At 44.4% G+C, this 21839-nt stretch carries 26 protein-coding genes; 17 read left to right on the top strand and 9 right to left on the bottom strand.

The genetic code is table 11. The annotated features are described in order from the left end of the window. The first annotated feature begins 23 nt into the window (after nt 1–23). The 6 genes from mltG (at nt 24) to HUG20_RS06705 (ending at nt 4577) form a co-directional block, all read left to right on the top strand. Complete coding sequence (gene mltG, locus HUG20_RS06680; protein WP_200089439.1) at nt 24–1172, top strand: endolytic transglycosylase MltG; 1149 nt, start codon at nt 24–26, stop codon at nt 1170–1172. Then, nucleotides 1169–1807, top strand: a complete 639-nt coding sequence (locus HUG20_RS06685; RefSeq protein ID WP_200089441.1) for an O-methyltransferase — start codon at nt 1169–1171, stop codon at nt 1805–1807. The genes mltG and HUG20_RS06685 overlap by 4 nt, the downstream gene beginning before the upstream one ends. A gap of 137 nt (nt 1808–1944) precedes the next feature. Further along, a complete protein-coding gene (gene greA, locus HUG20_RS06690; protein ID WP_200089443.1) occupies nt 1945–2418 on the top strand; it encodes a transcription elongation factor GreA in 474 nt (157 codons plus the stop codon). A 67-nt stretch (nt 2419–2485) separates the two neighbouring features. Then, a complete protein-coding gene (locus tag HUG20_RS06695) occupies nt 2486–3175 on the top strand; it encodes a YrrS family protein (RefSeq protein ID WP_200089445.1) in 690 nt (229 codons plus the stop codon). Between the two features lie 399 nt (nt 3176–3574). After that, complete coding sequence (gene mtnN, locus HUG20_RS06700) at nt 3575–4276, top strand: 5'-methylthioadenosine/S-adenosylhomocysteine nucleosidase (RefSeq protein ID WP_200089454.1); 702 nt, start codon at nt 3575–3577, stop codon at nt 4274–4276. A 67-nt stretch (nt 4277–4343) separates the two neighbouring features. Then, nucleotides 4344–4577 carry a YrhC family protein gene (locus tag HUG20_RS06705; RefSeq protein WP_200089456.1) on the top strand — a complete coding sequence of 78 codons (234 nt, stop codon included), beginning with the start codon at nt 4344–4346 and terminating at the stop codon, nt 4575–4577. Here the strand turns inward: HUG20_RS06705 and HUG20_RS06710 are convergent. Next, a complete protein-coding gene (locus HUG20_RS06710) occupies nt 4572–5189 on the bottom strand; it encodes an NUDIX hydrolase (RefSeq protein ID WP_200089458.1) in 618 nt (205 codons plus the stop codon). The genes HUG20_RS06705 and HUG20_RS06710 overlap by 6 nt on opposite strands. Nucleotides 5190–5299: 110 nt before the next feature. On the opposite strand from HUG20_RS06710, the gene HUG20_RS06715 reads away from it, so the two are divergent. Continuing rightward, complete coding sequence (locus HUG20_RS06715) at nt 5300–5494, top strand: hypothetical protein (protein ID WP_200089460.1); 195 nt, start codon at nt 5300–5302, stop codon at nt 5492–5494. 321 nt (nt 5495–5815) lie between these two features. Here the strand turns inward: HUG20_RS06715 and HUG20_RS06720 are convergent, their stop codons facing one another. Both HUG20_RS06720 and HUG20_RS06725 read right to left on the bottom strand, forming a co-directional pair. After that, entirely contained in the window at nt 5816–6652 is an 837-nt protein-coding gene (locus HUG20_RS06720; protein ID WP_200089461.1) for an N-acetylmuramoyl-L-alanine amidase, read from the bottom strand. 82 nt (nt 6653–6734) lie between these two features. Further along, a complete protein-coding gene (locus HUG20_RS06725) occupies nt 6735–7667 on the bottom strand; it encodes an SDR family oxidoreductase (protein WP_200089463.1) in 933 nt (310 codons plus the stop codon). Nucleotides 7668–7831: 164 nt separating this feature from the next. On the opposite strand from HUG20_RS06725, the gene HUG20_RS06730 reads away from it, so the two are divergent. Next, nucleotides 7832–8779 carry a glycosyltransferase family 4 protein gene (locus HUG20_RS06730; protein ID WP_200089465.1) on the top strand — a complete coding sequence of 316 codons (948 nt, stop codon included), beginning with the start codon at nt 7832–7834 and terminating at the stop codon, nt 8777–8779. Nucleotides 8780–8811: 32 nt separating this feature from the next. On the opposite strand, the gene HUG20_RS06735 is transcribed toward HUG20_RS06730, so the two are convergent. The 3 genes from HUG20_RS06735 to HUG20_RS06745 form a co-directional block, all read right to left on the bottom strand. Next, the gene (locus HUG20_RS06735) at nt 8812–9498 is read right to left on the bottom strand and encodes a glycosyltransferase family 2 protein (RefSeq protein ID WP_200089467.1); all 687 of its coding nucleotides are present in this window, start codon (nt 9496–9498) and stop codon (nt 8812–8814) included. 51 nt (nt 9499–9549) lie between these two features. After that, nucleotides 9550–10842, bottom strand: coding sequence for a nucleotide sugar dehydrogenase (locus HUG20_RS06740; protein WP_200089474.1), 1293 nt, complete (start codon nt 10840–10842; stop codon nt 9550–9552). Nucleotides 10843–10919: 77 nt separating this feature from the next. After that, nucleotides 10920–12218: a glycosyltransferase family 2 protein gene (locus HUG20_RS06745; protein WP_200089476.1), complete on the bottom strand. Its 1299-nt coding sequence runs from the start codon at nt 12216–12218 to the stop codon at nt 10920–10922. Nucleotides 12219–12406: 188 nt separating this feature from the next. Between HUG20_RS06745 and HUG20_RS06750 the strand changes: the two genes are divergently transcribed. Both HUG20_RS06750 and HUG20_RS06755 read left to right on the top strand, forming a co-directional pair. Then, complete coding sequence (locus HUG20_RS06750) at nt 12407–12736, top strand: DUF2642 domain-containing protein (RefSeq protein ID WP_200089478.1); 330 nt, start codon at nt 12407–12409, stop codon at nt 12734–12736. A gap of 15 nt (nt 12737–12751) precedes the next feature. Then, nucleotides 12752–12967, top strand: coding sequence for a hypothetical protein (locus HUG20_RS06755; RefSeq protein WP_200089480.1), 216 nt, complete (start codon nt 12752–12754; stop codon nt 12965–12967). Nucleotides 12968–13037: 70 nt separating this feature from the next. Here HUG20_RS06755 and HUG20_RS06760 read toward each other — a convergent pair whose 3' ends face one another. Together HUG20_RS06760 and HUG20_RS06765 are read right to left on the bottom strand one after the other, a co-directional pair. Further along, nucleotides 13038–13235 carry a hypothetical protein gene (locus tag HUG20_RS06760; RefSeq protein ID WP_200089482.1) on the bottom strand — a complete coding sequence of 66 codons (198 nt, stop codon included), beginning with the start codon at nt 13233–13235 and terminating at the stop codon, nt 13038–13040. After that, nucleotides 13232–14026, bottom strand: coding sequence for a GAF domain-containing protein (locus tag HUG20_RS06765; RefSeq protein WP_200089484.1), 795 nt, complete (start codon nt 14024–14026; stop codon nt 13232–13234). The genes HUG20_RS06760 and HUG20_RS06765 overlap by 4 nt, the downstream gene beginning before the upstream one ends. A gap of 223 nt (nt 14027–14249) precedes the next feature. Here HUG20_RS06765 and HUG20_RS06770 point away from each other — a divergent pair, with 223 nt between their 5' ends. After that, a complete protein-coding gene (locus HUG20_RS06770) occupies nt 14250–14438 on the top strand; it encodes a hypothetical protein (RefSeq protein WP_200089486.1) in 189 nt (62 codons plus the stop codon). Nucleotides 14439–14522: 84 nt separating this feature from the next. Further along, a complete protein-coding gene (locus HUG20_RS06775) occupies nt 14523–15545 on the top strand; it encodes a TAXI family TRAP transporter solute-binding subunit (protein WP_246476676.1) in 1023 nt (340 codons plus the stop codon). A 584-nt stretch (nt 15546–16129) separates the two neighbouring features. Here HUG20_RS06775 and allD read toward each other — a convergent pair. Continuing rightward, nucleotides 16130–17131 (bottom strand): ureidoglycolate dehydrogenase, encoded by a 1002-nt coding sequence (allD, locus tag HUG20_RS06780; protein ID WP_200089490.1) that lies wholly within the window; start codon nt 17129–17131, stop codon nt 16130–16132. Between the two features lie 118 nt (nt 17132–17249). Here allD and HUG20_RS06785 point away from each other — a divergent pair, with 118 nt between their 5' ends. From HUG20_RS06785 to HUG20_RS06805, 5 genes are read left to right on the top strand one after another with little or no spacing between them, the layout of a single operon-like run. Beyond that, nucleotides 17250–17921, top strand: coding sequence for a GntR family transcriptional regulator (locus HUG20_RS06785; protein WP_200089492.1), 672 nt, complete (start codon nt 17250–17252; stop codon nt 17919–17921). 21 nt (nt 17922–17942) lie between these two features. Then, nucleotides 17943–18950 (top strand): TRAP transporter substrate-binding protein, encoded by a 1008-nt coding sequence (locus tag HUG20_RS06790; protein WP_200089494.1) that lies wholly within the window; start codon nt 17943–17945, stop codon nt 18948–18950. Next, complete coding sequence (locus tag HUG20_RS06795) at nt 18947–19426, top strand: TRAP transporter small permease (RefSeq protein WP_200089496.1); 480 nt, start codon at nt 18947–18949, stop codon at nt 19424–19426. The genes HUG20_RS06790 and HUG20_RS06795 overlap by 4 nt, the downstream gene beginning before the upstream one ends. Next, nucleotides 19423–20697 (top strand): TRAP transporter large permease, encoded by a 1275-nt coding sequence (locus HUG20_RS06800; protein ID WP_200089498.1) that lies wholly within the window; start codon nt 19423–19425, stop codon nt 20695–20697. Before HUG20_RS06795 ends, HUG20_RS06800 begins: the two co-directional genes overlap by 4 nt. A gap of 18 nt (nt 20698–20715) precedes the next feature. Then, nucleotides 20716–21732 carry a zinc-binding alcohol dehydrogenase family protein gene (locus tag HUG20_RS06805; RefSeq protein ID WP_200089500.1) on the top strand — a complete coding sequence of 339 codons (1017 nt, stop codon included), beginning with the start codon at nt 20716–20718 and terminating at the stop codon, nt 21730–21732. Nucleotides 21733–21839 lie beyond the last annotated feature (107 nt).

A 21839-nucleotide genomic window follows, 5' to 3' on the forward strand; every position in this document is an offset into this window, starting at 1 on the left:
TTATTCTCGAAGAGGAGGTTTCCTTGAACGATAATCAGGAATTGAACGACCAAAAGAAACAACGGGCATTGAATGCGCGAGTGGTACGCCGGATTGTACTTGGGATTGTGCTTGTTTTCGTTACACTCGTGATCATCGGTTTGGTATCCGGGTATTTCTTCGTTCGGGCAACGATCGCTCCGATGGACGAGCGTGATGATTCAACGATTGAAGTTGAAATACCGAATAATTCGTCGATGAGAGACATCGGCGAGGTTTTGGAAGATGAAGGTTTGATCTCCAACAGCGTTTTTTTTCATTATTACTCACGATTGCAAAACGCATCCGGTTTGCAGGCAGGTGTCTACGAATTGAATCGATCGATGGATCTTGATGAAATCATCGATGCCATGCAAGAAGGGCCGCACAGGGAATCGTATGCGATTTCTTATACGATTCCGGAAGGGTGGTGGCTGGAAGATATTGCAGCAACAATTGCGGAAGAATCACTTCATGATATAGATGAGGTGATGGATGTGCTCGATAGCGAGGAATATGCGGAAGGGCTAATTGAAGAACACGAATTATTAAATGAAGAAATTTTAGACGAAGATATACGCTATCCGTTGGAAGGCTATTTATTCCCGGCTACGTACGAGTTTTTAGACGAAGACGTTTCGGTTGAATGGATGGTGGAATCCATGTTGCAACAAACCTTTGATATCTACGAACAAGCTGCAGATGACGTGGATGGCGAACAAGTAGATGATTTACATGAAGCGTTGACGTTGGCCTCGATTGTGGAACGGGAAGCACAAACAGAGGAAGACCGCAGATTGATCTCGGGCGTATTGTTCAACCGTCTCGAGGAAGGGATGCCGTTGGAAGTGGATCCGACTGTGGCTTATGCGCAAGGCGAACATCTATACATGACTTCCCTGGAGGATACGGAGATCGACGATTCGTTTAATACGTATCAAAATGACGGATTGCCTCCCGGGCCGATCGCGAGCCCAGGGGAAGATTCAATAAAAGCTGTTTTTGAACCCGAGGATACCGATTATCTCTTTTTCTATGCCCGTGTAACCGGAGAGGTCATTTACTCTCAGACGTACGAGGAACATCAGGATGTTCATGAAACCTATCGGGATGAGTGGATTGATGCACAGGAAGAAGAGGAATCAGGCGAATGAATGCGTATTTAGAGATGCTGCGAAAACAAAATGACCTTCCGGAATTGAACGAAATGCGTTCGTACGCGGAAAAAGAAAATGTTCCGATTTTGGAAGAAGAAAGCATGCAGTTGTTATTACAAGTCCTGGCATTGACAAATGCCGAACGCGTGCTTGAAATCGGAAGCGCGATCGGTTATTCTGCCCTGCGTATGGCATCGGACAGTCGCCATCGAAAAGTAACGACGGTCGAAAGGGAACGGGAACGCTACGAACAAGCCCGGTTCTTTTTGGCTCGTTCCGATTATCGACCATCGATTACGTTGCTATATGGTGATGCGTTTGATTATGTTGAAGATATTGCAAAGGGCCCGTCGTATGACGCATTGTTCGTCGATGCCGCTAAAAGCCATAATCAATCGTTCATCGACACGTTTGCTCCATATGTGAAACGAGGGGGAGTGATCGTCGTCGATAACGTTTTGTTTAAAGGATGGGCAGCCAATCCGACGGAGGCCCCGAAGCGTTTGCAAAAGCTTGCGAGAAACATTCACGCATTTAATGAATGGTTTCAAAACCATCCCGACTTCGCTACCAAGTTTCATGCTGTCGGAGATGGACTGGCCGTTGGAATAAAACGGAAAACTCTCTTCTAACAAACAAATTTACGTGTTTTAGCTTAAATTGGAGAAAAAAGAATTGTATTTTTTTAATGACCTGCGTATGATAGAGCAAAGAAAATCAACATATTGCTTCTGATTATGTTTTCACCTTAGGTGGAGGAGTGAAGAAAATGGCGGAACCAAAAAAATATTACATGACACAAGATGGCCTGACTAAGTTGGAAGAGGAATTGGACTATCTGAAAACAACGAGACGGCAAGAAGTCGTTGAACGAATAAAAGTAGCTCGGGACTTTGGCGATTTATCCGAGAACTCGGAGTATGATGCGGCCAAAGATGATCAAGCATTCGTGGAAGGGCGGATTGTACAAATTGAAAATATGATTCGAAATTCTGTTATTATTGAAGATAACGGAGATACGAATGAGGTCAATCTGGGAAAGTCCGTTACTTTTAAAGAATTGCCGGATGGGGATGAAGAAATATATACAATCGTCGGAAGCGCTGAATCCGATCCGTTGGAAGGGAAAATTTCAAATGATTCCCCGATGGCAAAAAGCTTGTTGGGCCGCCGTGTCGGTGAACAAGTAACGGTAAGCACCCCCGGCGGAGATATGGAAGTGGAAATCGTCAATATTCAATAAAGCATCGTTTTTTCCCGTATGGTATCGGACAAGGAATGTAACCAGTATAAGTAAAAAGGTGATTGCAATGGACAATCCTAATCAATTTAATGCGGATAGTCGCAGGGAATTACGCAAACGTAAAACCAAAAATCGGTTGTTGAATACAGCCATCGGCGTTGTCGTTGTCTTGATCGGTTTTTTCTTGTTTGCGTTGTTGTTTCAAGACGACGAACCGGTTGCTGATGATGAATTTGAGGATGGAGAAGAAGATGATGTTGAGGTAGGGTTTGAAGACGAGGAATCTTCGGAGCCGGAAGAAGCGCCGGATAACGGTCAAGACGTTCCAGAGGACGATAACGAAGAAAGCGAAGAAAATGAGGAAAATGAAGCAAGTGAAGACAACGAGGAAAATGAAGCAAGTGAAGAAAACGAAGAATCCGAAGAGGGAACAGAAACGGATGATGAGGCGGAGGACAACGGCGATTCTGCCCCTTCCCCGCCTGAAGACGGAGAATATGAACCGATCGGAACAGAGCAAGAGGAATTTACCGACAGTTTTGAACGTGATAGCCAAAATTGGGACGAGATGGTAATGGCCATGGAATACGCCACAGACACATCGGAAGAAGATTGGTCACACATCGAATTTCTTGGCAATGATGGACCGGAAGGGGCAGAAGGCACTTTCGTCCATGAAGATGGCACGGAATATGTCGTTACGATGGAGTGGGAAGATGATGAAGGCTGGCAGCCAACGAATGTGGATGAGAATTAATCCAAGCCCGGGTTCAATTGCCCGGGCTTGGCGTATGATTGAAAAGCGCTGTACGGTTTATAAGGATCGAAAGGACAAGTAACCTCTGTGTGATCCTCATGACGCCCGAAATTCGGCAGGAAGTGTCGGGAAAGGTCTACATGAATGGCTCATGGCACCTGGAACCGTCAGAAAGCCTTGAATAAAGCCCTCATGGATGGTTCATGGCGCCCAAAACTGGCAGGAAGCGCTGAAAAAAGTTTTATGAACATCTCATGGAGCACGAGACCATTCGAAAAACCATCAAACGGTCGCCATCCATAATGGCTTGTGAATAACAAAAAAGCATGTAGGCTTGTCTTTGCTTTTCTTATCTCGTCCTGAACAGTACATAAAACCCTTACATGGAGGAGCTGGAAAATGAAATACGGAATTATCGGTGCCATGGAAGAAGAAGTTGAGATATTGGCGGCGAAAATGAAGCGCGCAACGACGATCAAAAAGGGAGGGTGTGTATTTTATGAGGGGCAACTTAACGGCCATGAAGTGGTCCTTATGCAATCAGGGATCGGCAAAGTAAACGCGGCTATTGGCACAACGTTACTGATCGATATGCATGCTCCTGACATTGTCATCAATACCGGTGTTGCGGGGGGATTTGACACGGAGATGGTGATCGGTGATCTTGTTATTTCCACCTATGTCAGCTACAACGATGTGGATGCTACGGCATTCGGGTATACATTCGGGCAAGTTCCCGGCATGCCAAGCGAATATTATGCAAAGGCAGATTTAATCGAGCATGCGAACACAGCGGCTCTACAAACGGGAGCGAAGGCAACAAGCGGGCAGATTCTTTCCGGAGATTCGTTTATGAGTGATGAAAAGCGGGTCGCTGATCTTCGCGCTGCATTTCCTGATGCGAAATGCTCGGAAATGGAAGCCGGAGCTATTGCGCAAGTTTGTCATCGTTTTCGAACACCTTTTGTCATTATACGAGCGTTAAGCGATATCGTTGGGAAAGACGCTTTAGAATCGTATGAAACGTTTTTGGAAAAGGCCGCTAATCAATCAGCGAACGTCGTGCAAGCTTTTTTGGAAGAAACAAGTGCATACAGATGAAAGAATTACCTTCTGCGATCGATCTCTGCCCATGATAGAATAGTAGAAAAAGGGAAGGGCGATCGTTATGGAACCATCTAAACAAGACGAACATTTAGCCATGAAAATAAATGATTATCGATCTTTTTCCAATATTTTTTTACTGATTGCCGCTTTCATGTCCATCGGTTGGCTTATTCCTGAGCAGGCAGAGCAGATGGGCACCATTTTTGGCCTTTCTTTATGGTTCGGCTTGATTGGCGCCTCTGTTTTCTGTTTATCGCTCAGCCTCAAATGGACCCGGGAATGGGGGAACTCATGATTCTACGATACGAAGAAAATGCCGGAGGATTCGGGCGGTAAGTCCCCAAATGTGTTTCCCTTCATATTCATAGAAAACTTCGGGGATGACTGTGCGTCGGAATTGATAATTTTTGCCACCGGCGATTTTTTCATACGGAAAATCTTCAGGGACATCCGCTGTTGAAGAAATGTGATACGTTTCCGGCGTTTGTGTCATTAAGATATGAAGGGGAACGGTAAATAATTCTTCCACTTCTTCATTAGGGGCGAAAGACGTTTCACTGACAGAGAAAACATGAGGGTAAATGACGACGCCGTATGGGGTCATCCATTTATCCATCGGTGCGATGTGGGCGGCATTGAAGCGTTTGATCCCGGTTTCCTCACATAATTCCCGAGCGGCTGTCTCTGCTGAAGTCAAATCGTCTGCTTCCATTTTTCCTCCCGGAAAACTGATATCGCCGGGTTGCTGTTTTAACCGGTAGCTTCTGATTTGAAAAAGGATGGATGGCCGTTCTTTTTCATGTACGATAGGAATGGCAACAGCAGCATGCTGGGCTTCACGTTCACCGATGATCCCCGGTTCCCTATGTTTTAGGCGAGAAAATACCTCGTTGATGTCTGTGGTCATTTTGATGAACACCCCTTCACATTGTTCTTTATCTCTGCTTCTAGTTTAGCATGTCTCATGTTTGAAATACGTCGATTCGTGGAATTGTAAGAAAAAAGAGGTGATGGCCAATGAGACACAGTCGCAAAGAGACAGATCGTTTACGTGTCAAGGGAGAAGCAAAAGCCATGTTTCAGCCACGTGAAGACAACGATGATCCGACCGAAAGCATGCATCATGACCCGGTGCCGGACGGAGAGGTACGAATGAACGAAGAAGATGAAAAAATGAAGCGACGATCAAAAAATAAGTCAATATCGGAATAAGAGATAGAGCAACCATCGTTCGCGGAAAACGATCGGCCTTGTTGCTATGAAGCTATTTCCCTTGAAGTTATGGATGGATCATTTCTTCTTTTCCCGAAATGAACAACGATTAATCATATTCTAGGTTCGGCAAGTTGTTTCTTTCCGGTATGTATGATGCTTTTGAAGACCTAACCGGAGGTGACGACAGCTATTCGGTTGCCAAAGAGATGGATTAGCGCAAGTCAGCAGTGTATAACATATCTGCTAAAACCGGATATTTCCTCTCGAACGAGATTGCTCCCACTTTCATCGAAATAAAAGTGGGAGCATGCCATGAATTTATCTGCTCAAAGCTCTGTGCGTCTCCGGCCCTGGAATACCGTCAACGCCAATTCCGGCATCTTGTTGAAATGCGCGCACAGCGCCGGCTGTTTCAGTTCCAAAAATGCTATCGATCCCGAACTGGGATAAACTGTATCCCAGATCTACTAAACGTTGTTGAAGTTCCTCAACATGATTCCCCTGATCGCCGTCGCGAATGATAGACCCATCCCAATATTGGAATGTAAAGTCCTCCCCGCTATCATCCCCATTGTCACTATCATCATTGTTTTCAATCGGTGTTAAGTTTAAATGCTCGGCGACAGCCTCGGCGTGAGCTGCGGCCACAGCTGCGATAAAATCCGCATCTTGTAGCAGCGCTGCATCATCAGCATTGTCAATAAATAAGTTTTCCGTTAATATCGCCGACATTTGGGTTTCTCGTAGAACATGGAAGTTAGCCGTTTGCTCTCCACGGTCAGGAACGGAGGAATCAAATGTGTGCATCTCGTCCAAAATTTGAGGATGCATGACACTCTGCAGATCACTGGCACCGCTCGGGTTACTCGTATGAATATACGTTTCAAACCCTCTTGCACTCCCATCCAGGGCATTGGCGTGAATGGAGATAAACACGTCTGCCCCCCAGTTGTTTGCATCATCGGTGCGAGCTTGCAATGAAACGGATGTGTCATCCGTGCGGGACATTCTACGATACATGCCTTCATAATTGTCGCGAAGATAGACACTCATCTGATAGCCAATGTCCAACACAATATCTTTCTCCAACAGTCCGTTTCCCGTGGCGCCGGTGTCACTTCCGCCGTGCCCCGGGTCAATATAGATTCTTTGCAAAACCATCAACTCCTTTCTCTTATACCTTATATATATGAAAGAAGTTAAACATCGGGGGCGGCACATAGAGGACAACCAGTAACTATTTTTCCATTAGGCCGTTTATGGTCTGCTTAAGCCCGTCGCTAAATGAAATTTCGGGGCGGTAACCAATTAAGCTTTCAGCGAGCTGTAGGTCCGCTAGCGAGTGCATGACATCTCCTACACGTTCGAATGTATAGATAGGGGCAATATCTGTCCCCAGTATTTCATTTATTTTTTTAACAAGTGTCATTAAATCGATGCGCTCGCCACTTCCGATATTAATCGCTTCCCCTTGCAGTTTCGGGGCTTCAGCTGCCAGTAAATTCGCGGAAACGATATTATCGATATACGTAAAATCCCGTGATTGTTTGCCATCACCGTAGATAAGCGGGGGTTGATGGCTTAATAGTGTGAGAATAAACTTAGGAATCACAGCAGCATATTCAGAATGAGGGTCTTGATTAGGTCCGAAAACATTGAAATACCGTAACGAAATCGTCTCTAATCCATAAACTTCATAAAAAGCTTTGCAATAACGTTCTGCCGCATATTTGCTTACTGCATAGGGAGACAGGGGAGAAGTTGGCATCGTTTCACGTTTCGGCAGAACGTCGCTATTTCCATAGGCCGATGATGATGCCGCGTAAATAAACCGACGTACCCCTGCTTCGACAGCAGCATGCAAAAGCTGAAGCGTTCCTGTGCTATTCGCGTGATTGGTTGTGATGGGATCTTTGATCGATTTCGGCACTGATGGTACGGCCCCTTGATGAAAAATAACATCGACGTTTTGAACCGCTTTTTTTACGGTTTCAGGATCGGTGAAGTCCCCCTCAATCAGTTCGATATCGTCGGACACATCATGCAGATGTCTTTTTTTGCCCGTAGTAAAATTATCAAGCACTTTGACATGCGCACCCTTGCTGATTAACGAGCGGACAAGATGGGAGCCGATAAAACCGGCTCCCCCTGTAACAAGGTAACTGGACATTCGAAACAACCTCCGAGTAATAAGATATCCTTTAGTATTTTATGTCGTATTCGTCATTGTGAAATAGACAAGGATGGAAAATGCAAAAGTTTGGGAGAATGTGTATGTCGCGTTCCCGCCATGCATAGGTATGAGCAACGGAAATACCGGGGGAAGGGGATACGATGGGCAAGCACTTGCTTGTATACGATTTGGATTGGTGGGTGTTGGGGGAAAAAGCAAAGGTGATTCAACGATATCATCCGAGGCTCGACATTTGCTGTGTCAAAGAGGTGGAAGCGTTAGCAAATAAACGAGGCGCCAATTATGTCAACGACGTTTACGAGGTTATTGCAACATTGGGGCTCGGCATTGCCCAGCTCCTTATCCAACACAATATTCGCGTTGATACGTCCCAAATCGGTTCTTACAATTTTTTTTTGAACAATCATCGCGTCTATCGGGAATGGCGAGATCCCATGAAGGCCAATAACCGCTTCATAAACGACATAATGGCCAAACCCCGGCAATTTGGAGCGATAAACCCAAAATTGGCCCACGGGGTAAAGCAACTGCTTCCGAAAAAAACGGTGAACTATATCCGTCCGTTTGTAGACAGCGATCGTTTCCGGCCGATGAGACAAACTAAACATAAGGATAAATTCGTCATCGGTTGGGTCGGAAATGAAACAAGAAAAGTGAAAAATTATCAAACACTTTACCGACAAATTGTGAAGGGCTTCCATGAAGATCCGGCGATCACGTTTGTGGAAGCGACGCGTTCGTCTCCGGTCGGGATCAATGAGATGCCCGCTTTTTATCAGCAATTGGATCTGCTGATCATCACATCTTCCAATGAAGGAGGGCCGGCTCCGGCATTGGAAGCCTATTCTTCCGCTGTGCCCGTGCTAGCCACAAATGTCGGCTATGTCAAAGAAGTGGCAGGCTCCCAGGGACGATCGCTTATCTTAAACAGCACCCGGCCAGCCCTATTTGTACAAAAAATCAAGAAAATCAGGAATGATCCGTCCTTCCACGCAACGTTGAAAAAAGAGGCAAGGGAACGGATTATGGACCACTTTACAGTAGAGAAAACAATGGACGATTGGCTGGAGACATTGTTTTTTCTGTAGGCTTTCGGAACGAACGTGACGTTCGCTCCGAATCAACTACTCATCGTTATGATCGATGGGAAGTCACGCGTATAACGTTTTTCTATACACATTTTCATGAGCTGATCGTCTTTCATGTGCCACGTGTGGGCGTCTCCCCCACGAATGGCCACATGGTTATAATGATCCGTTGAATAGATCGCGAATCCTTTTGCCCGAGCATCCATCTGAAAACGCTTATCGGAGCCGACTTTCATGTTCGTGAAACGGATGTTTGGAAAGATATCTTTTTTAAACGCCAATGTTGAGTCGGCAACTCGATGTACGAAACCGTTTTCGGTTTCCGATGCCAATAGGCCTAAGCAACATTCTTTTTCAAAATAAACATAGATGCTGCTTTTTCCAACAATAGCGGCTTTTTTTTGCTTGTTGAAAGCTTCATAAACGACGTTCAAGTAAGGCGGGGCGTAGTAATCATCGTCATCAAACTTGGCGATATAACGATAATTGGATTGTTTTACGGCGAAGTTTTTACATTCACTGACGGATAGGTGCTCCGGCAGCTGATAAACGGAAACATTCGGGTGCTTTTTTGCTTCTCTTAGCCACTGTTTTATATCCATCGCATCATTGTTCAGGATGAGGACGAGTTCTTTTTCTTTCAGGCTTTGCCCGGAGTAATTTTCAAAAACTTGTTTCATCATGTGCGGTCGATTCGTGCATGTAATCACGGAAATCATAGAAATCCCCTTTAAAGAAAGTGACCGCCAAAACGTTCGGCGGTCGTTTTTCTAAGCGCTTCCTCCTCCCAGAACGAGGACTTCAGCGCTCCCCTGAAATCCTTCGGTTTGGTTTCTGGTGTCATAGATGAGTGATGCGTGGTCCATGATTTTTTGCATTGGCAATGTGGAATGGTCGGTTAAAAGAATGACAATGTCGACATCTTCCAACCAGTTGTGTGAAAGCGGGATGCTGGGGTGCGTTTGTTCGTCAATCGTCACTTCGGGCACATGAGGATCGTGATAGACAACGTTTGCCCCAAGTTGGAGAAAGTTTTTCATAAGCGAAAGCGCCGGTGAACTTCGCACGTCATTGGAGTCTTTTTTGTAGGCGATGCCACATAAAAGAAGATTGGCATCTTTGATGTTTTTCTTTTTTTCGATTCGGGATTTCACTTGCTGTGTGATATAAGCGGGAAGATAGTTGTTCGTGTGTTGGGCTAATGACAGAAATTGATGGTGAAACCCGTGTTTTTGCCCGATCCAATATAAATATAAAGGATCGACGGGAATACAGTGTCCGCCAATGCCCGGACCCGGGTAAAACGGCGTAAACCCGTAAGGTTTTGTGCCGGCAGAAGCGATTGCTTCCCACAGATTAATGTTTAGTTTATCGCATAGCATGGCCATTTCGTTAATGAACGAAATATTAATAAAACGATAACTGTTCTCCAATAGTTTGGAAAGTTCGGCAACCTCGACGGATGAAGCGGGAACCACTTGTGTAAAGATGGATCGGTAAAAATGAGACACGTGACGTAGACAGTCGTCCGTAATACCGCTAATTACTTTCGGAATATCTTTCACTTCGATCGATTGGTTCCCGGGATCAATACGCTCGGGAGAGTACCCGAGATGAACATCTTTCCCGATGTTCAGGCCGCTCTTCTCCAGAATTGGCAGGATGACGTCACGCGTCGTTCCAGGGTAGGTCGAGCTTTCCAAAATGATCAGTTGATGGTTCTGCATTCTTGGTGCGAGCGCTTCACTTACTTGTTTTATAAAACGCAAATCAGGTTCTTTGTTGTTCGATAACGGCGTGGGCACACAAATAATGATGATATCCAAAGTCGCTGCTACATCATAGTCTGTCGTTACCGTTAGCAATCCCTCAGATAAGGCGTGGGTGATAGCAGCACCGGATATATCCGGAATATGGCTATTTCCCTTTTGCAATTGGTTTATTTTGTTGGCATCGGTGTCTATTCCGGTCACGTGATGGCCGCTTTGCGTGAATAATAATGCAAGAGGCAAACCGACGTAACCTAAACCGATAACACCGATTTTCTTGTTGTCAGGCTGCAATTGAACACTCCTTTCCTGCAATTCATAACTCTATTGCTTTACCATCTTATTATTTTTGCTTACTTTTGAAACGGCATTTATCGATGAAGGGAAGGCCTATCACTGAGGTGTTCTTTGAATGCGTGCCATTTTCCTTGGTGTTGTTTCGTTATGCTTTTTTCATGCTCGCGAATGTTATAAACGGTGAAATTTTGATAGGAAAAACGTGTATGGATGATTAATTCCAACAAAATACTAACGTCTTCATACAGGCGACCATCGGCAAAAGAAACGACGGGGAATCCTCCCGCTGCTTGTAAATCTTTTGTTCGGTAAATTCTAGGTCCGAGCGGGAAATGATAGGCGAGCAATTGCTTCCTCGTTCGTACGGGTCTCCCTTTTGCAATCGTTTTATATAAAATATTCCCGTCGTCACGTTGTTTCCATTTGCGAAAATTCCCATATAACAATGACGTATTTGCGGGAAGTTGCTGAATTTTATGCTTTATGATAGATAAGGCATTCGGATCCAGCCAATCATCGGCGTCTAATTCCATGACGAAATCTGTTTTTACATGACGCAAAGCTTCATTAAGGGATCTGGCTTTTCCTTCGTTTTCTTTGCTGATTACTTCCATGCCGCTTATTCCTCGCCATTTTTCGATTTCGATTAAGGATTGATCGTCGGACCCATCATCGATGACGAACAGTTGATCCGGTTGTGTAGGTTGAAAAAAGCAAGAAGCAATCGCTTTCCCGACATAATCGTCCATGTTAAAGCAGGGAATAAGGATGGATAACGTAGGGGGCTGTTGATTCGGAACGGTGACTTCTAGCTTTTGCAAAAGACGCCCCTTTTCAAATCGGTCTTTGGAATTGCTCTTGTTTAACGTTTGGACACATGTATCTTCTCTCGCAAACACGAGTTTTTCGTCGGTGGCATATAGCCAATACGGCAACAACGCTTCTTTGAATGGCAATTGTGACGAAGTGAGGAACTTGTTTTCCCTTAATGTTTCGGTTTTAACGAAAAAGGGTTCACGAATGCGGATATTACGTACGCTTCTCACATGGGTCATGACCGATTGGCCATGTTTCAGATGTAAGGTGGGCGGTTCGAGGGAAGGGGAAAGGTACTCCCGATCTTTGAGAAATAATACATAGGTGCTCTGAATTCTCTTAAGGGCTTCATTTAGTACCGTACCCGTATCATGGCCTTGAATGGCTGTTGTCCAAATGCTTTCCTCAAATCCTTTTAATGTTTGAACGTTAACTTTTGGTTGATGGACGATGCCTACTGATTTTATGCGATGCTTGATTTTTTTTAATGCGTTTATAGCTGTTTGTAACGTTTTTTTATCCGGATAGTCTAGCAGTAAGACCGTTATATCTTTCAAAATCAATCGCCCCTTTACCAGTGTCTACATCTATCGTATTCACCGGTTCAAACCGTCGTGTCATCAAGGACATTTGCTAGTGGACAACTGAGGTTTTTTTGATAAATAGGCCTCGAAAGTAGGATGTATCCTATACAGAAAAATTTTCCTTTAAATAATATGATAAAGAAAACGAGAGGAGGGTTAGGATGGCGAACAATGAACAGTCGGCATCACTTCGATTGGTGAACCAACTTGCCGACTTAAATACAAGTTTGATCGAAATGCGGTTATCCAGAGGAGGGAACGCCAGTATGATTAGAAGGCCGACGAATAACGCTTGCCCGCCGGACAGTCCTACTACAATTAGAGAACTGTTATGCACACTAGTTGGCGATCAGGTTCAGGTCACAACGCCGTTTGGTGAAGTGACCGGCACGCTGATCTCTGTTGAAGATGATTATATTGTGATGGTGGATGACACCGGTGCTCAAGTACTTGTCCGTATCGATGCCATTGAATTTTTAAGCGAGCAATAAAGGAGGAATGTTTCGATGTTTGAAAATCTTTTTAGCGATGAATTAGCAAATCGCCTGGGCACAACTGTGGAAATCGCGACCGATAACAACTTGATCGAAGGCATCCTTGTCAATGTCTCCGGTGATTTGGTCCTCACGATTGATGTAAATGACGGATATGGGACAGGGAACCAAATGTATCTATCCGTTGATTCGATTAACTACGTTCGTTTTCCGACGGCAGCTGCTTAAACGAATGACGATAAAAGCCAGGGCGCTGATCGCTGTCCTGGCTTATTAAAAAAACGGGCCATCGCCCGTATTAATTAGCAAGCATTTGCCGCATCCAATCAATGGCATGCTCCATGTGTTGCTCTCTTTCCATTTTTCTTTTTGTCAGTGATTTCCGACGGTTGAGTAAATCGTCCATCTTAACTTCGTATACAGATGGGTCAACCATGTTTCGGCGGTACGCATCTTTTAAGATGCTGATGCGCATATTGATGTCCTCGATCGTCATACACGCCACCTTTGTTGTTGAGTAAATGTGGATCGAACCGCTCCATCATACATTTCCATGATCACTAGCGTTAGAAGATCTGTATACACCTGAATGATCACTCGCGATTCCTGTGAAAAGGGAGACATTGCATCTACTGTAATGATACCCCAGTTTAATATCGGTATGCAAATTAAACTATTGTAATGACTCTTTGATTGTTCATTGGCAGTCCAGTCATCATCATACTTAACATCATCGATGTACAAACTTTCGGATTTTCTGAAGCACCTCCCACCCGCGGTGTTGTTAATTTCCAATGAGCGCCCTCCATCTTTGTAGTCGTTTGGAAATTGAGCACTTCCGGTAAAAAAATCTAATCCTTCTGATGTTGAATTATACATCCATAGGGCGCATCGATGGTTTGAACCTTGGGTCGCGCTCATATTTCCAGGGACAGCGTTGACAAGTTTTTTCATAAGGTTTACGGATAAATGGAATTTTTCATCGCCTTCTGATTCCTTGATAAACCTTAGTTCCTCGAGAAAAATACTGAACTCATTTAAGGAGGAGTCGTATTGCGTTTGCACATGTTCCAATGTTTTAAGTTTTGATTGTAACTGGGCACTTGTTTCTGCTAATGTGCCAATGCGATCTTCACGGCCAACAACGTTGGCAAATTTATTCGAAATCCGTGTTACTTGAATCATGAGAACGACGCTACCAGCAATAAAAACGATACCGGCGACTGCATAAACCCAATCAGGAAAATGATCCATCGCTTCAAGAAAAATGGTTTCCAGTGCTGTCAAAAAGATCCCTCCCATTTTGACCATGGTTTTATTTTCCACAAAAGAAGTAAAATTCCTTTCGTTAAAAATAAAACAGAAGCATAGACCCATAATTCCAATAGGTCTAAATGTTTATATAATCGCCGGAGAAGTAAAATATGTAAAATTGTTTCTTTTAGCAGGATATTAAATCTTTTATGTCAAATGAATGAAGACAGAGGATAAAAGAAAGGTGGCATTCGTCGTGAGCCAGGATTTGAACCTCCAGCAAATTGCGGAAAGCATCCCCAAATCATTGTTAAACGCATCCGACAAGGATGTGGAGGCGCTCCAAGGGATTATTGATCAAACCCTCGAAGTCAGGGATGCACACAAGGAACTCCAACGAATGGTGAAAGATTACACAAGCGCGAAAGCGACCGTGGCACGGTGAGGACAAGCAGAGAAGGAGGAATCAACGTCGGTCTAAAACGATGATTGTATCGTATAAATAAAAAAAAGGGGGGTTAAATTGAAAATGCACTATCCATTATGCATTGTCGGATCAATTCTGCTCATGATCATGGCTGGGTGTGATGAAGAAGGTGACACACCGGAAGTAGCTGAAGATGATATTCCGGGAGAGGACGAAGCGGAGGAGGTGCAGAACGCTGATGGGGACGCTGTTTCGATTCAACTAGGATCAGGATCGACCGGCGGAGATTATTATGTGCTCGGGCAGGAAATGGCAAATGTGATGAACGAACACGTTAACGATCTTGATGTCAGTTCTGTTGCTACGGAAGCTTCGGTAGAAAATATTATACGAGTATCTGACCAGGATTTGGAATTGGGCATGTCCGTTCATATTCCTGCATTGGAAGCGCTCGAGGGTGAAGGTCCTTTTCAAGGAGAAGTGTTTGATGATTTTGGTTTCATGGGCTACATTTATCCGGAAACCAATCAAGTTGTTGTTGCCGCCGATGCCGGCGTTGATTCCATCGCAGACTTGGAGGGTATGAGGATTAACACCGGGTTGCCCAGTTCATCTTCGCAAGATGCTTCCGAAACGGTACTTGAAGCGCACGGGTTGGAAACAGACGATTATGACGGTTATGAAGAAGGCTTTGGGGATGCGGCCAGCTTTTTGCAGGACGAAAATGTAGACGCGATATCCGGCTTATTGGGGTTGCCGACAGGCAGTATTATGGAACTATCCTTGCAACGAGACATTGATATGCTGACAGTAGAACCGGATGCATTAGAGGAAATCGAAGAAGACACGATGTATGAACATATTGTTATCGAAGAAGATGTATACGATTTTTTGGAGGAAGATGTTGACGCGATTGGGGCATACGCGATTTTAATCGGTTCAACCGAAGATATTGATGAAGATCTTGGCTACGATATTGTCAAAGGTTTGTATGAAAATACCGATGAAATTACGCACGAGCAGGGACAACATATGAATATGGAGGAGATAACGACTGGATCTGACGGTTTGCCATTGCATCCCGGGGCGGAGCGTTATTTCGAAGAGCATGATATGTTGGATTAGTGTTAGAGGTTGGGCGTAATACCAGGCCTTTTGTAGATAGAAAAATGCACACGCCTCCCTTCTAAAGGCAAATGAGCATTTGGCAAACACCTTGAAGAAATATTTTCAAGATAGCAAAAATAACCTCTATCTGCTTATGTTGCACGCGGTTGTTCGAGCCAAACCCAAATTATTCGCGGAGGTGATTGAAATGATGCAAAAAGTGGAGGATTTGAAAAGGAAAGGCAGAAGGCAGCAAAAGAGGAGATCCCCAAAAATCTTGCAAAAGGGGTGTCCCTGAAGGACATTTCAGAAACAACGGGTTTATCCATTGATCCAATAAAAAAATAACTCACCACGAATAAAAATGCGTATGGTTCCTTGGAAATCTTTTTTTGTACAATGGTAATCAGCAGAAAGTGAAGAGTTACCAAAAACAGCAATATATCAGCCAAAACAATTCATTTATCAGCGGAAACTCGGAAAGAGCCAACTTGATCGGCGTTTCCCCCTTTCCAGTTACCCGACACACGTCATTTGAGGCTGCAGTTAGAATTGCAAAAAGCCAGGATACGTTACACCCTGGCTTTACGCGTCCTACTCATTTAAAAAATCCCAAATCTGTTGCGCGGCAACGGAATGCCATTTTCCTTTCTGCTTTCTTCTTCCAACATCTCAGGTTCACCGGGAACCATCACATGGCTAAATGATTCCGTAGGCTTAGCGGCATGAACTTCTTCGATCATTTGATCCATCGTTGTCAAGAAAGAATGCATTGCTACAAATTTTTCTGGATTAATGACCATAAAAAAATGGCCGAGTCCACGATATTGGTCATAATCTCCATACATTTTAGAGATGTGGGGGCCGAAAGCGGAGCCTGTCAATAAAGCGGAAAAAACCTCGACGACCATCGCAAGGCCATAACCTTTAGCTCCTCCAAACGGCGTGAGCGATGTAACTGCATTTGGGTCCGTTGTATCTAAGCCTGTAGCATCGACACCCCAGCCTTCAGGTATCGCCTCCCCATTTTCCCGTGCATTCAATACCTTTCCAAGGGCAACATTGCTAGTCGCGAAATCGAGAACGACTGGCTTTTCTTCTTTAGTTGGGAAGCCGAAAGCAATAGGATTCGTCCCGAAAAATGAATCGGCGCCTCCATATGGCACAACGACTTTATCGGCATGGCTCATTGCAATGCCGATAAGTTGTTTTTTCGTAGCTTGCTGTACAAAATAGGAAAGCGCACCGCAATGGCTGCTGTTATTCACTGCCACGGCTCCTGTTCCTGATTCTTTTGCCATTGTTATTGCCTCGTCCATCGCCCGTTTAGAAATCACATGCCCAAAGCCATTGTCGCCATCATATTTGCCTGTATTATTGCTCGTTTTTTCTAAGCTGGACTGTGCTTCTATATTCAAACCGCCCGCTTTCACACGCTTAATATAATGCTCAACTCTAAGTACCCCGTGGGAATCTACTCCCCGCAAATTCGCATGAACGAGGACATCAGCAATGATCTCAGCTTCATCTTGTCTCACTCCGCTTGTTATAAACTTTGCAATGACTTTGTCTTTGAGCTCATGATGTGTAACAGTAATGCTCATTTTTTCCTCCTCATTTTTTGTAGTTTTTGTACGACAACGCTTTCAATTTCTATTAAAATATACTACCATACTTGTATGGTAGTATGATAATATTGCAAATACAAGGGGATGGAGCCTTTTGAACTCTTTATCCAAACATATTTCTACCGGGGATCAAGTATATGAATCTCTGAGAAAAGATATCATTACCCTAAAATTTAAACCAGGAGCTTCATTATCGGAAAAGGAAATATCTGAAAAGCTAGAAGTTAGTCGGACGCCGGTAAGGGAAGCGTTTCAAAAACTTGCGCAAGATCACTTGCTCGATATCCTTCCGCAAAGAGGATCATTTGTGACGTTGATTGATTCTACGCAAGTAGAAGATGCCCGTTTTATTCGTGAGCATTTGGAAGTGGCTTCTGTACGGCTTGCATGTTCACATTTTAATGCCGAAGTGCTTGAACGACTTTCTATGAATCTTCGTATGCAAGAATTATTTATGGAGGAAAAAAAATTCGATGACCTATTTCTTCTTGATGAAGAATTTCACGCATTAATATCAAAAGGATGCGGTAAAAGCCGTGTCTGGGACGTGATCTCTCAAGTCAATGTTCACTTGGATCGGGTCAGAATGCTAAGCATGGCGGCAGAATACAACTGGAAAACAATTTTGCAACACCATGCGGACATTATGGAAGCGATTAAACAGGGCGACGCTGATGCTGCAGAGACCATTATGCGTAAACATCTGTCACTTGTGTCGGTTGATCAAGTGGAATTAAAAAAATCATTCTCCAATTACTTCAAATAATAGCCACAGGGAGGGAAAATTATGTTGAAAAAAATAAGCTTCCTGACATTATCCACCGTCCTCATTCTTTCGGGTTGTTCGGTAGGGAGCCAGGATACAGAGGATGATGTAACCCGATGGACGATGACCCACATATCCGATCAAAGCCACCCTTGGCATGAAACGTCGGAAGTGTTTGCGGAACTAGTGGAAGAAAAAACTGACGGACAAGTCGTGATTGATATCTATCCGAACAGTCAACTCGGGGATGAGGTTGACAATATTAATAGCATTAAATATGGCGCTACTGATGTCACGATTACCGGTGAAACGTTGGAAGTCTGGACGCCAAGCGCGATTTTGATGGCAACGCCCTATGCTTTTGAGGATGAGGAGCATAAACAACGGATCATTGAAGGCGAGATCGGTGAAACGATTGAACAGGACATCATTGAGGATGTAGGTTTAACGCCTTTATTTTATATGGATCGTTCCCCACGTAATTTAACGTCCAACGTCCCGATCTCCCATCCTGATGATTTAAACGGATTTAATGTTCGGGTTCCGAATGTACCCCTGTTTTTGGATGCATGGGAAGAAGTTAGTGCCAACCCGCAAGTGATCGGTTTGGATGAAACATTTACTGGTCTTCAGCAAGGCATGATTGACGGGCAGGAAAACCCGAATGATTTGACAGAGAGTAACGGATTTTATGAAGTGCAGGACTACTTGAATCTTACCGAACATGTCCCTTCCTGGATCTATGTGGTTGTTGGCAATGAACAATTAGAAGCATTGCCGGATGACCAAAGAGAACAAGTGCTTGAAGCTGCCGAAGAAACTGAAACATATGCCCAAGAATTAATGGAAGAGGATGCTGAAGAAGTAGATGAGCGCTTAAAAGAAGCGGGGATTACGTTCAATGAGGTTGACAAGGATGCCTTCCAAGAAGCAATGCTTCCAGCCATTCAGGATAATTTAGACGAAGAGCAATACGAGCTCTACTTGGAAATCATCGAAGAAGGGAACGGAGAGGAGGAGAACGGATGAAAGTGGCAACTGTATTTGATCAAATCTTGAAATACATGGCAATCCTTTTATTCACAAGCTTACTCATCGTCGTAATCATCCAGATAATGGATCGTTACCTTCCTTATAGTGCAGTTTGGACGGAGGAATTATCCCGTTATCTATTTGTGTACGCGATTACGTTTGCGGCACCGCTTGCCATTCGTAAAAATGAATTTATACAAGTGGACCTTCTCATTAATGTTCTATCGGAAAAATGGCGACGGATTTATCAAAGCTTTATGTATCTATTCGTTGCCGTCTTTTCTGTTGTACTGTTCATTGAAGGGGTCCGTTTTTATCAACTCGGAGGGGAGTTTGTAGCCCCGGCTCTCGATATTCCGATGAACTACGTTTATGCCTCTGTTCCGCTTTTGGCTGTTTTCTTGTTCATCTACTCCATCATTTTTATTGTTGACCGGTTTTCAAAGCGTATGTCAGAAGGTGATCCATCATGATGGCTTTAGTATTGGTAATAGGTTTTCTAGTATTGATTATGCTAGGTGTACCCATTGCTTTTAGTTTGGGTATTTCTTCCTTGCTTTATCTTTTATTGACCGACATCCCGTTGACGATTATCCCGCAAGCGATGTTTTCCGGAATGGATTCCTTCGTGATGCTTGCCATTCCTGCTTTTATCCTTGCTGGAAACCTCATGAATGCCGGCGGCATTACGGATCGAATTATTGCTTTTGCTAAAGCTTGCGTGGGGCATATCCGTGGAGGTCTTGGAATGACAAATGTCGCTTCATCCCTAGGTTTCGCCGGAATTTCCGGAACTGCTTTGTCGGACACGGCAAGCCTTGGTTCGGTCTTGATTCCGTCCATGAAAAGAGAAGGATACGGATCTGGGTTCTCGGCAGCTGTAACGTCGATTTCTTCAACGGTCGGACCGATGTTGCCTCCTTCGCTTCCAATGATTATCATTGGAACACTTGCCGGCATCTCCATCGGAGACTTATTTATCGCCGGTGCAATCCCGGGTCTGCTCCTTGCTGCAGGGTTTTTAATCGTCACTTACGCCATATCGGTAAAGCGAAGATATCCAAAGGGAGATCGTCAACCTTTGTCGGTTGTAGGCAAATCTTTTCTTGGTGCGTTTTGGGCGTTGTTAATGGTTGTCATTATTATGTGGGGGATTTTAGGAGGTTATTTTACACCGACGGAAGCAGCCGTGATCGCTGTTGTCTATGCTTTTATTATCGGCGGACTTGTCTACCGTGAACTAAAACCAAGAGAAATTCCGACTATTATAGGAAACACGTTAACGTTAACAGCATCCATTATATTGCTCGTCGGGTTAGCGAACTTATTCGGGTGGATTCTCGTCTACGAAGATATTCCGATTATGCTTGCTGATGGCATTTTATCCATCACGGAAAATTCATTTTTAATCGTGCTGTTAATGCTCGGTTTGCTTCTTATTATCGGTATGTTCATAGAGACAATAGCAGCCCTTGTTATACTATTCCCCGTTTTGTTGCCTGTTGCGGAAAGCATAGGGATGGATCCGATTCATTTCGGCGTCGTTATGGTGCTCACACTCATGATCGGGTTGTCGACACCACCGGTAGGCGTATGCTTGTTTGTAGCCTCCGGCATTGCAAAAGTGCCAATTGGGAAGACCGTTAAAGAGCTGATTCCCTATTTTGGAGTAGCATTGTTTGTGCTCTTGCTTGTCAGCTACGTCCCATCGTTATCGTTATTTTTACCAAGTCTTTTTGAGTAATAAAGGAAGTGATTTAGAATGCAAGCCATCCAAGTGTTTGAACCTGGAAAATTGGAAGTTGTTACGAAGGATAAGCCCGAAATCGAACGTCCGGATGACGTGTTTGTCAAAATCAAAGCTGTCGGGATTTGCGGATCGGACATGCACATTTACCACGGCAGCAATCCTTTCACCGTTTATCCGAGAGTGATCGGCCATGAAGTCTCGGGCGAAGTGGCATCGGTCGGGAGCCGGGTAAGTACGCTTCAACCGGGAGACCAGGTCGCTTTAGAGCCGATCTCCTATTGCGGAGAGTGCTACGCCTGTCGTAAAGGGCGGCCGAATGTATGTGTGAATTTGGAAGTATTCGGAGTACATCGAGATGGCGGGATGAGAGAGTTCATGGTTGCACCTGCCGACAAATGGCATAAGGTCAGTGAGTCTATTTCTTTTGAAGCAGCGGCATTGGCCGAGCCGATGACGATTGGCGCCCAAGCCACGATGAGGGGGAACGTTCAAAAAGGAGATACCGTCCTGATCATGGGTGCCGGCCCAACCGGACTAAGTTGCTTACTCCTGGCCAAACAATACGGAGCCACAACGTTCATCTCCGATTTTAATCAGGAGCGGCTGGACTATGCCAAAAGCGTCGGCGCCGATCACCTCTTAAACCCAGGAGAAGAGGATATTGAAAAGATGATTGCCGATGAGACCGATCAGGAACTTGCCAATGTCGTCATTGATGCAGTCGGTACCGCGGGCACGTTTGAACAAGCAGTGACGCTCGCTTCAGTCGCGGGAAATGTTGTTACTCTAGGTTTTAACGAACAACTGTCATCGATTGCTTCTTTATTATTGACAAAAAAAGAGTTAACGATAGCAGGATCACGTTTACAAACGCATCAATTTAAGTCGGTGATCGAAGAAGTGAACAAAGGAAATATTGACCCCGAAGCGATGATTTCCCATACCTTTCACTTCCAACAAGTAAAAGATGCGTTTGCATTACTGGAAAATCCCAATAAAGAGGTACGAAAAATCGTGCTTACTTTTTAGGCAGATAAGAAAGTATAATTCAACTTTCTTACCTGCATAAGTGCAACTAAGGCTTTCCGCCATAAAAGCTTGGCGAAAAGCCAAGTTTTCTAAAAGAGAGGTGCATC

Origin of the sequence: Salicibibacter cibi (genome assembly GCF_016495865.1) — a bacterium.
Classification (GTDB): Bacteria; Bacillota; Bacilli; order Bacillales; family Marinococcaceae; genus Salicibibacter; species Salicibibacter cibi.

Excerpts from the sequence above, each read along its gene's own strand:
- HUG20_RS06685 (WP_200089441.1), top strand. The coding sequence starts at position 1,169 with ATGAATGCGTATTTAGAGATGCTGCGAAAACAAAATGACCTTCCGGAA.
- greA (WP_200089443.1), top strand. The coding sequence starts at position 1,945 with ATGGCGGAACCAAAAAAATATTACATGACACAAGATGGCCTGACTAAG.
- HUG20_RS06695 (WP_200089445.1), top strand. The coding sequence starts at position 2,486 with ATGGACAATCCTAATCAATTTAATGCGGATAGTCGCAGGGAATTACGC.
- mtnN (WP_200089454.1), top strand. The coding sequence starts at position 3,575 with ATGAAATACGGAATTATCGGTGCCATGGAAGAAGAAGTTGAGATATTG.
- HUG20_RS06705 (WP_200089456.1), top strand. The coding sequence starts at position 4,344 with ATGGAACCATCTAAACAAGACGAACATTTAGCCATGAAAATAAATGAT.
- HUG20_RS06710 (WP_200089458.1), bottom strand. The coding sequence starts at position 5,189 with ATGACCACAGACATCAACGAGGTATTTTCTCGCCTAAAACATAGGGAA.
- HUG20_RS06715 (WP_200089460.1), top strand. The coding sequence starts at position 5,300 with ATGAGACACAGTCGCAAAGAGACAGATCGTTTACGTGTCAAGGGAGAA.
- HUG20_RS06725 (WP_200089463.1), bottom strand. The coding sequence starts at position 7,667 with ATGTCCAGTTACCTTGTTACAGGGGGAGCCGGTTTTATCGGCTCCCAT.
- HUG20_RS06730 (WP_200089465.1), top strand. The coding sequence starts at position 7,832 with ATGGGCAAGCACTTGCTTGTATACGATTTGGATTGGTGGGTGTTGGGG.
- HUG20_RS06735 (WP_200089467.1), bottom strand. The coding sequence starts at position 9,498 with ATGATTTCCGTGATTACATGCACGAATCGACCGCACATGATGAAACAA.
- HUG20_RS06750 (WP_200089478.1), top strand. The coding sequence starts at position 12,407 with ATGGCGAACAATGAACAGTCGGCATCACTTCGATTGGTGAACCAACTT.
- HUG20_RS06755 (WP_200089480.1), top strand. The coding sequence starts at position 12,752 with ATGTTTGAAAATCTTTTTAGCGATGAATTAGCAAATCGCCTGGGCACA.
- HUG20_RS06760 (WP_200089482.1), bottom strand. The coding sequence starts at position 13,235 with ATGACGATCGAGGACATCAATATGCGCATCAGCATCTTAAAAGATGCG.
- HUG20_RS06775 (WP_246476676.1), top strand. The coding sequence starts at position 14,523 with ATGCACTATCCATTATGCATTGTCGGATCAATTCTGCTCATGATCATG.
- allD (WP_200089490.1), bottom strand. The coding sequence starts at position 17,131 with ATGAGCATTACTGTTACACATCATGAGCTCAAAGACAAAGTCATTGCA.
- HUG20_RS06790 (WP_200089494.1), top strand. The coding sequence starts at position 17,943 with ATGTTGAAAAAAATAAGCTTCCTGACATTATCCACCGTCCTCATTCTT.
- HUG20_RS06795 (WP_200089496.1), top strand. The coding sequence starts at position 18,947 with ATGAAAGTGGCAACTGTATTTGATCAAATCTTGAAATACATGGCAATC.
- HUG20_RS06800 (WP_200089498.1), top strand. The coding sequence starts at position 19,423 with ATGATGGCTTTAGTATTGGTAATAGGTTTTCTAGTATTGATTATGCTA.
- HUG20_RS06805 (WP_200089500.1), top strand. The coding sequence starts at position 20,716 with ATGCAAGCCATCCAAGTGTTTGAACCTGGAAAATTGGAAGTTGTTACG.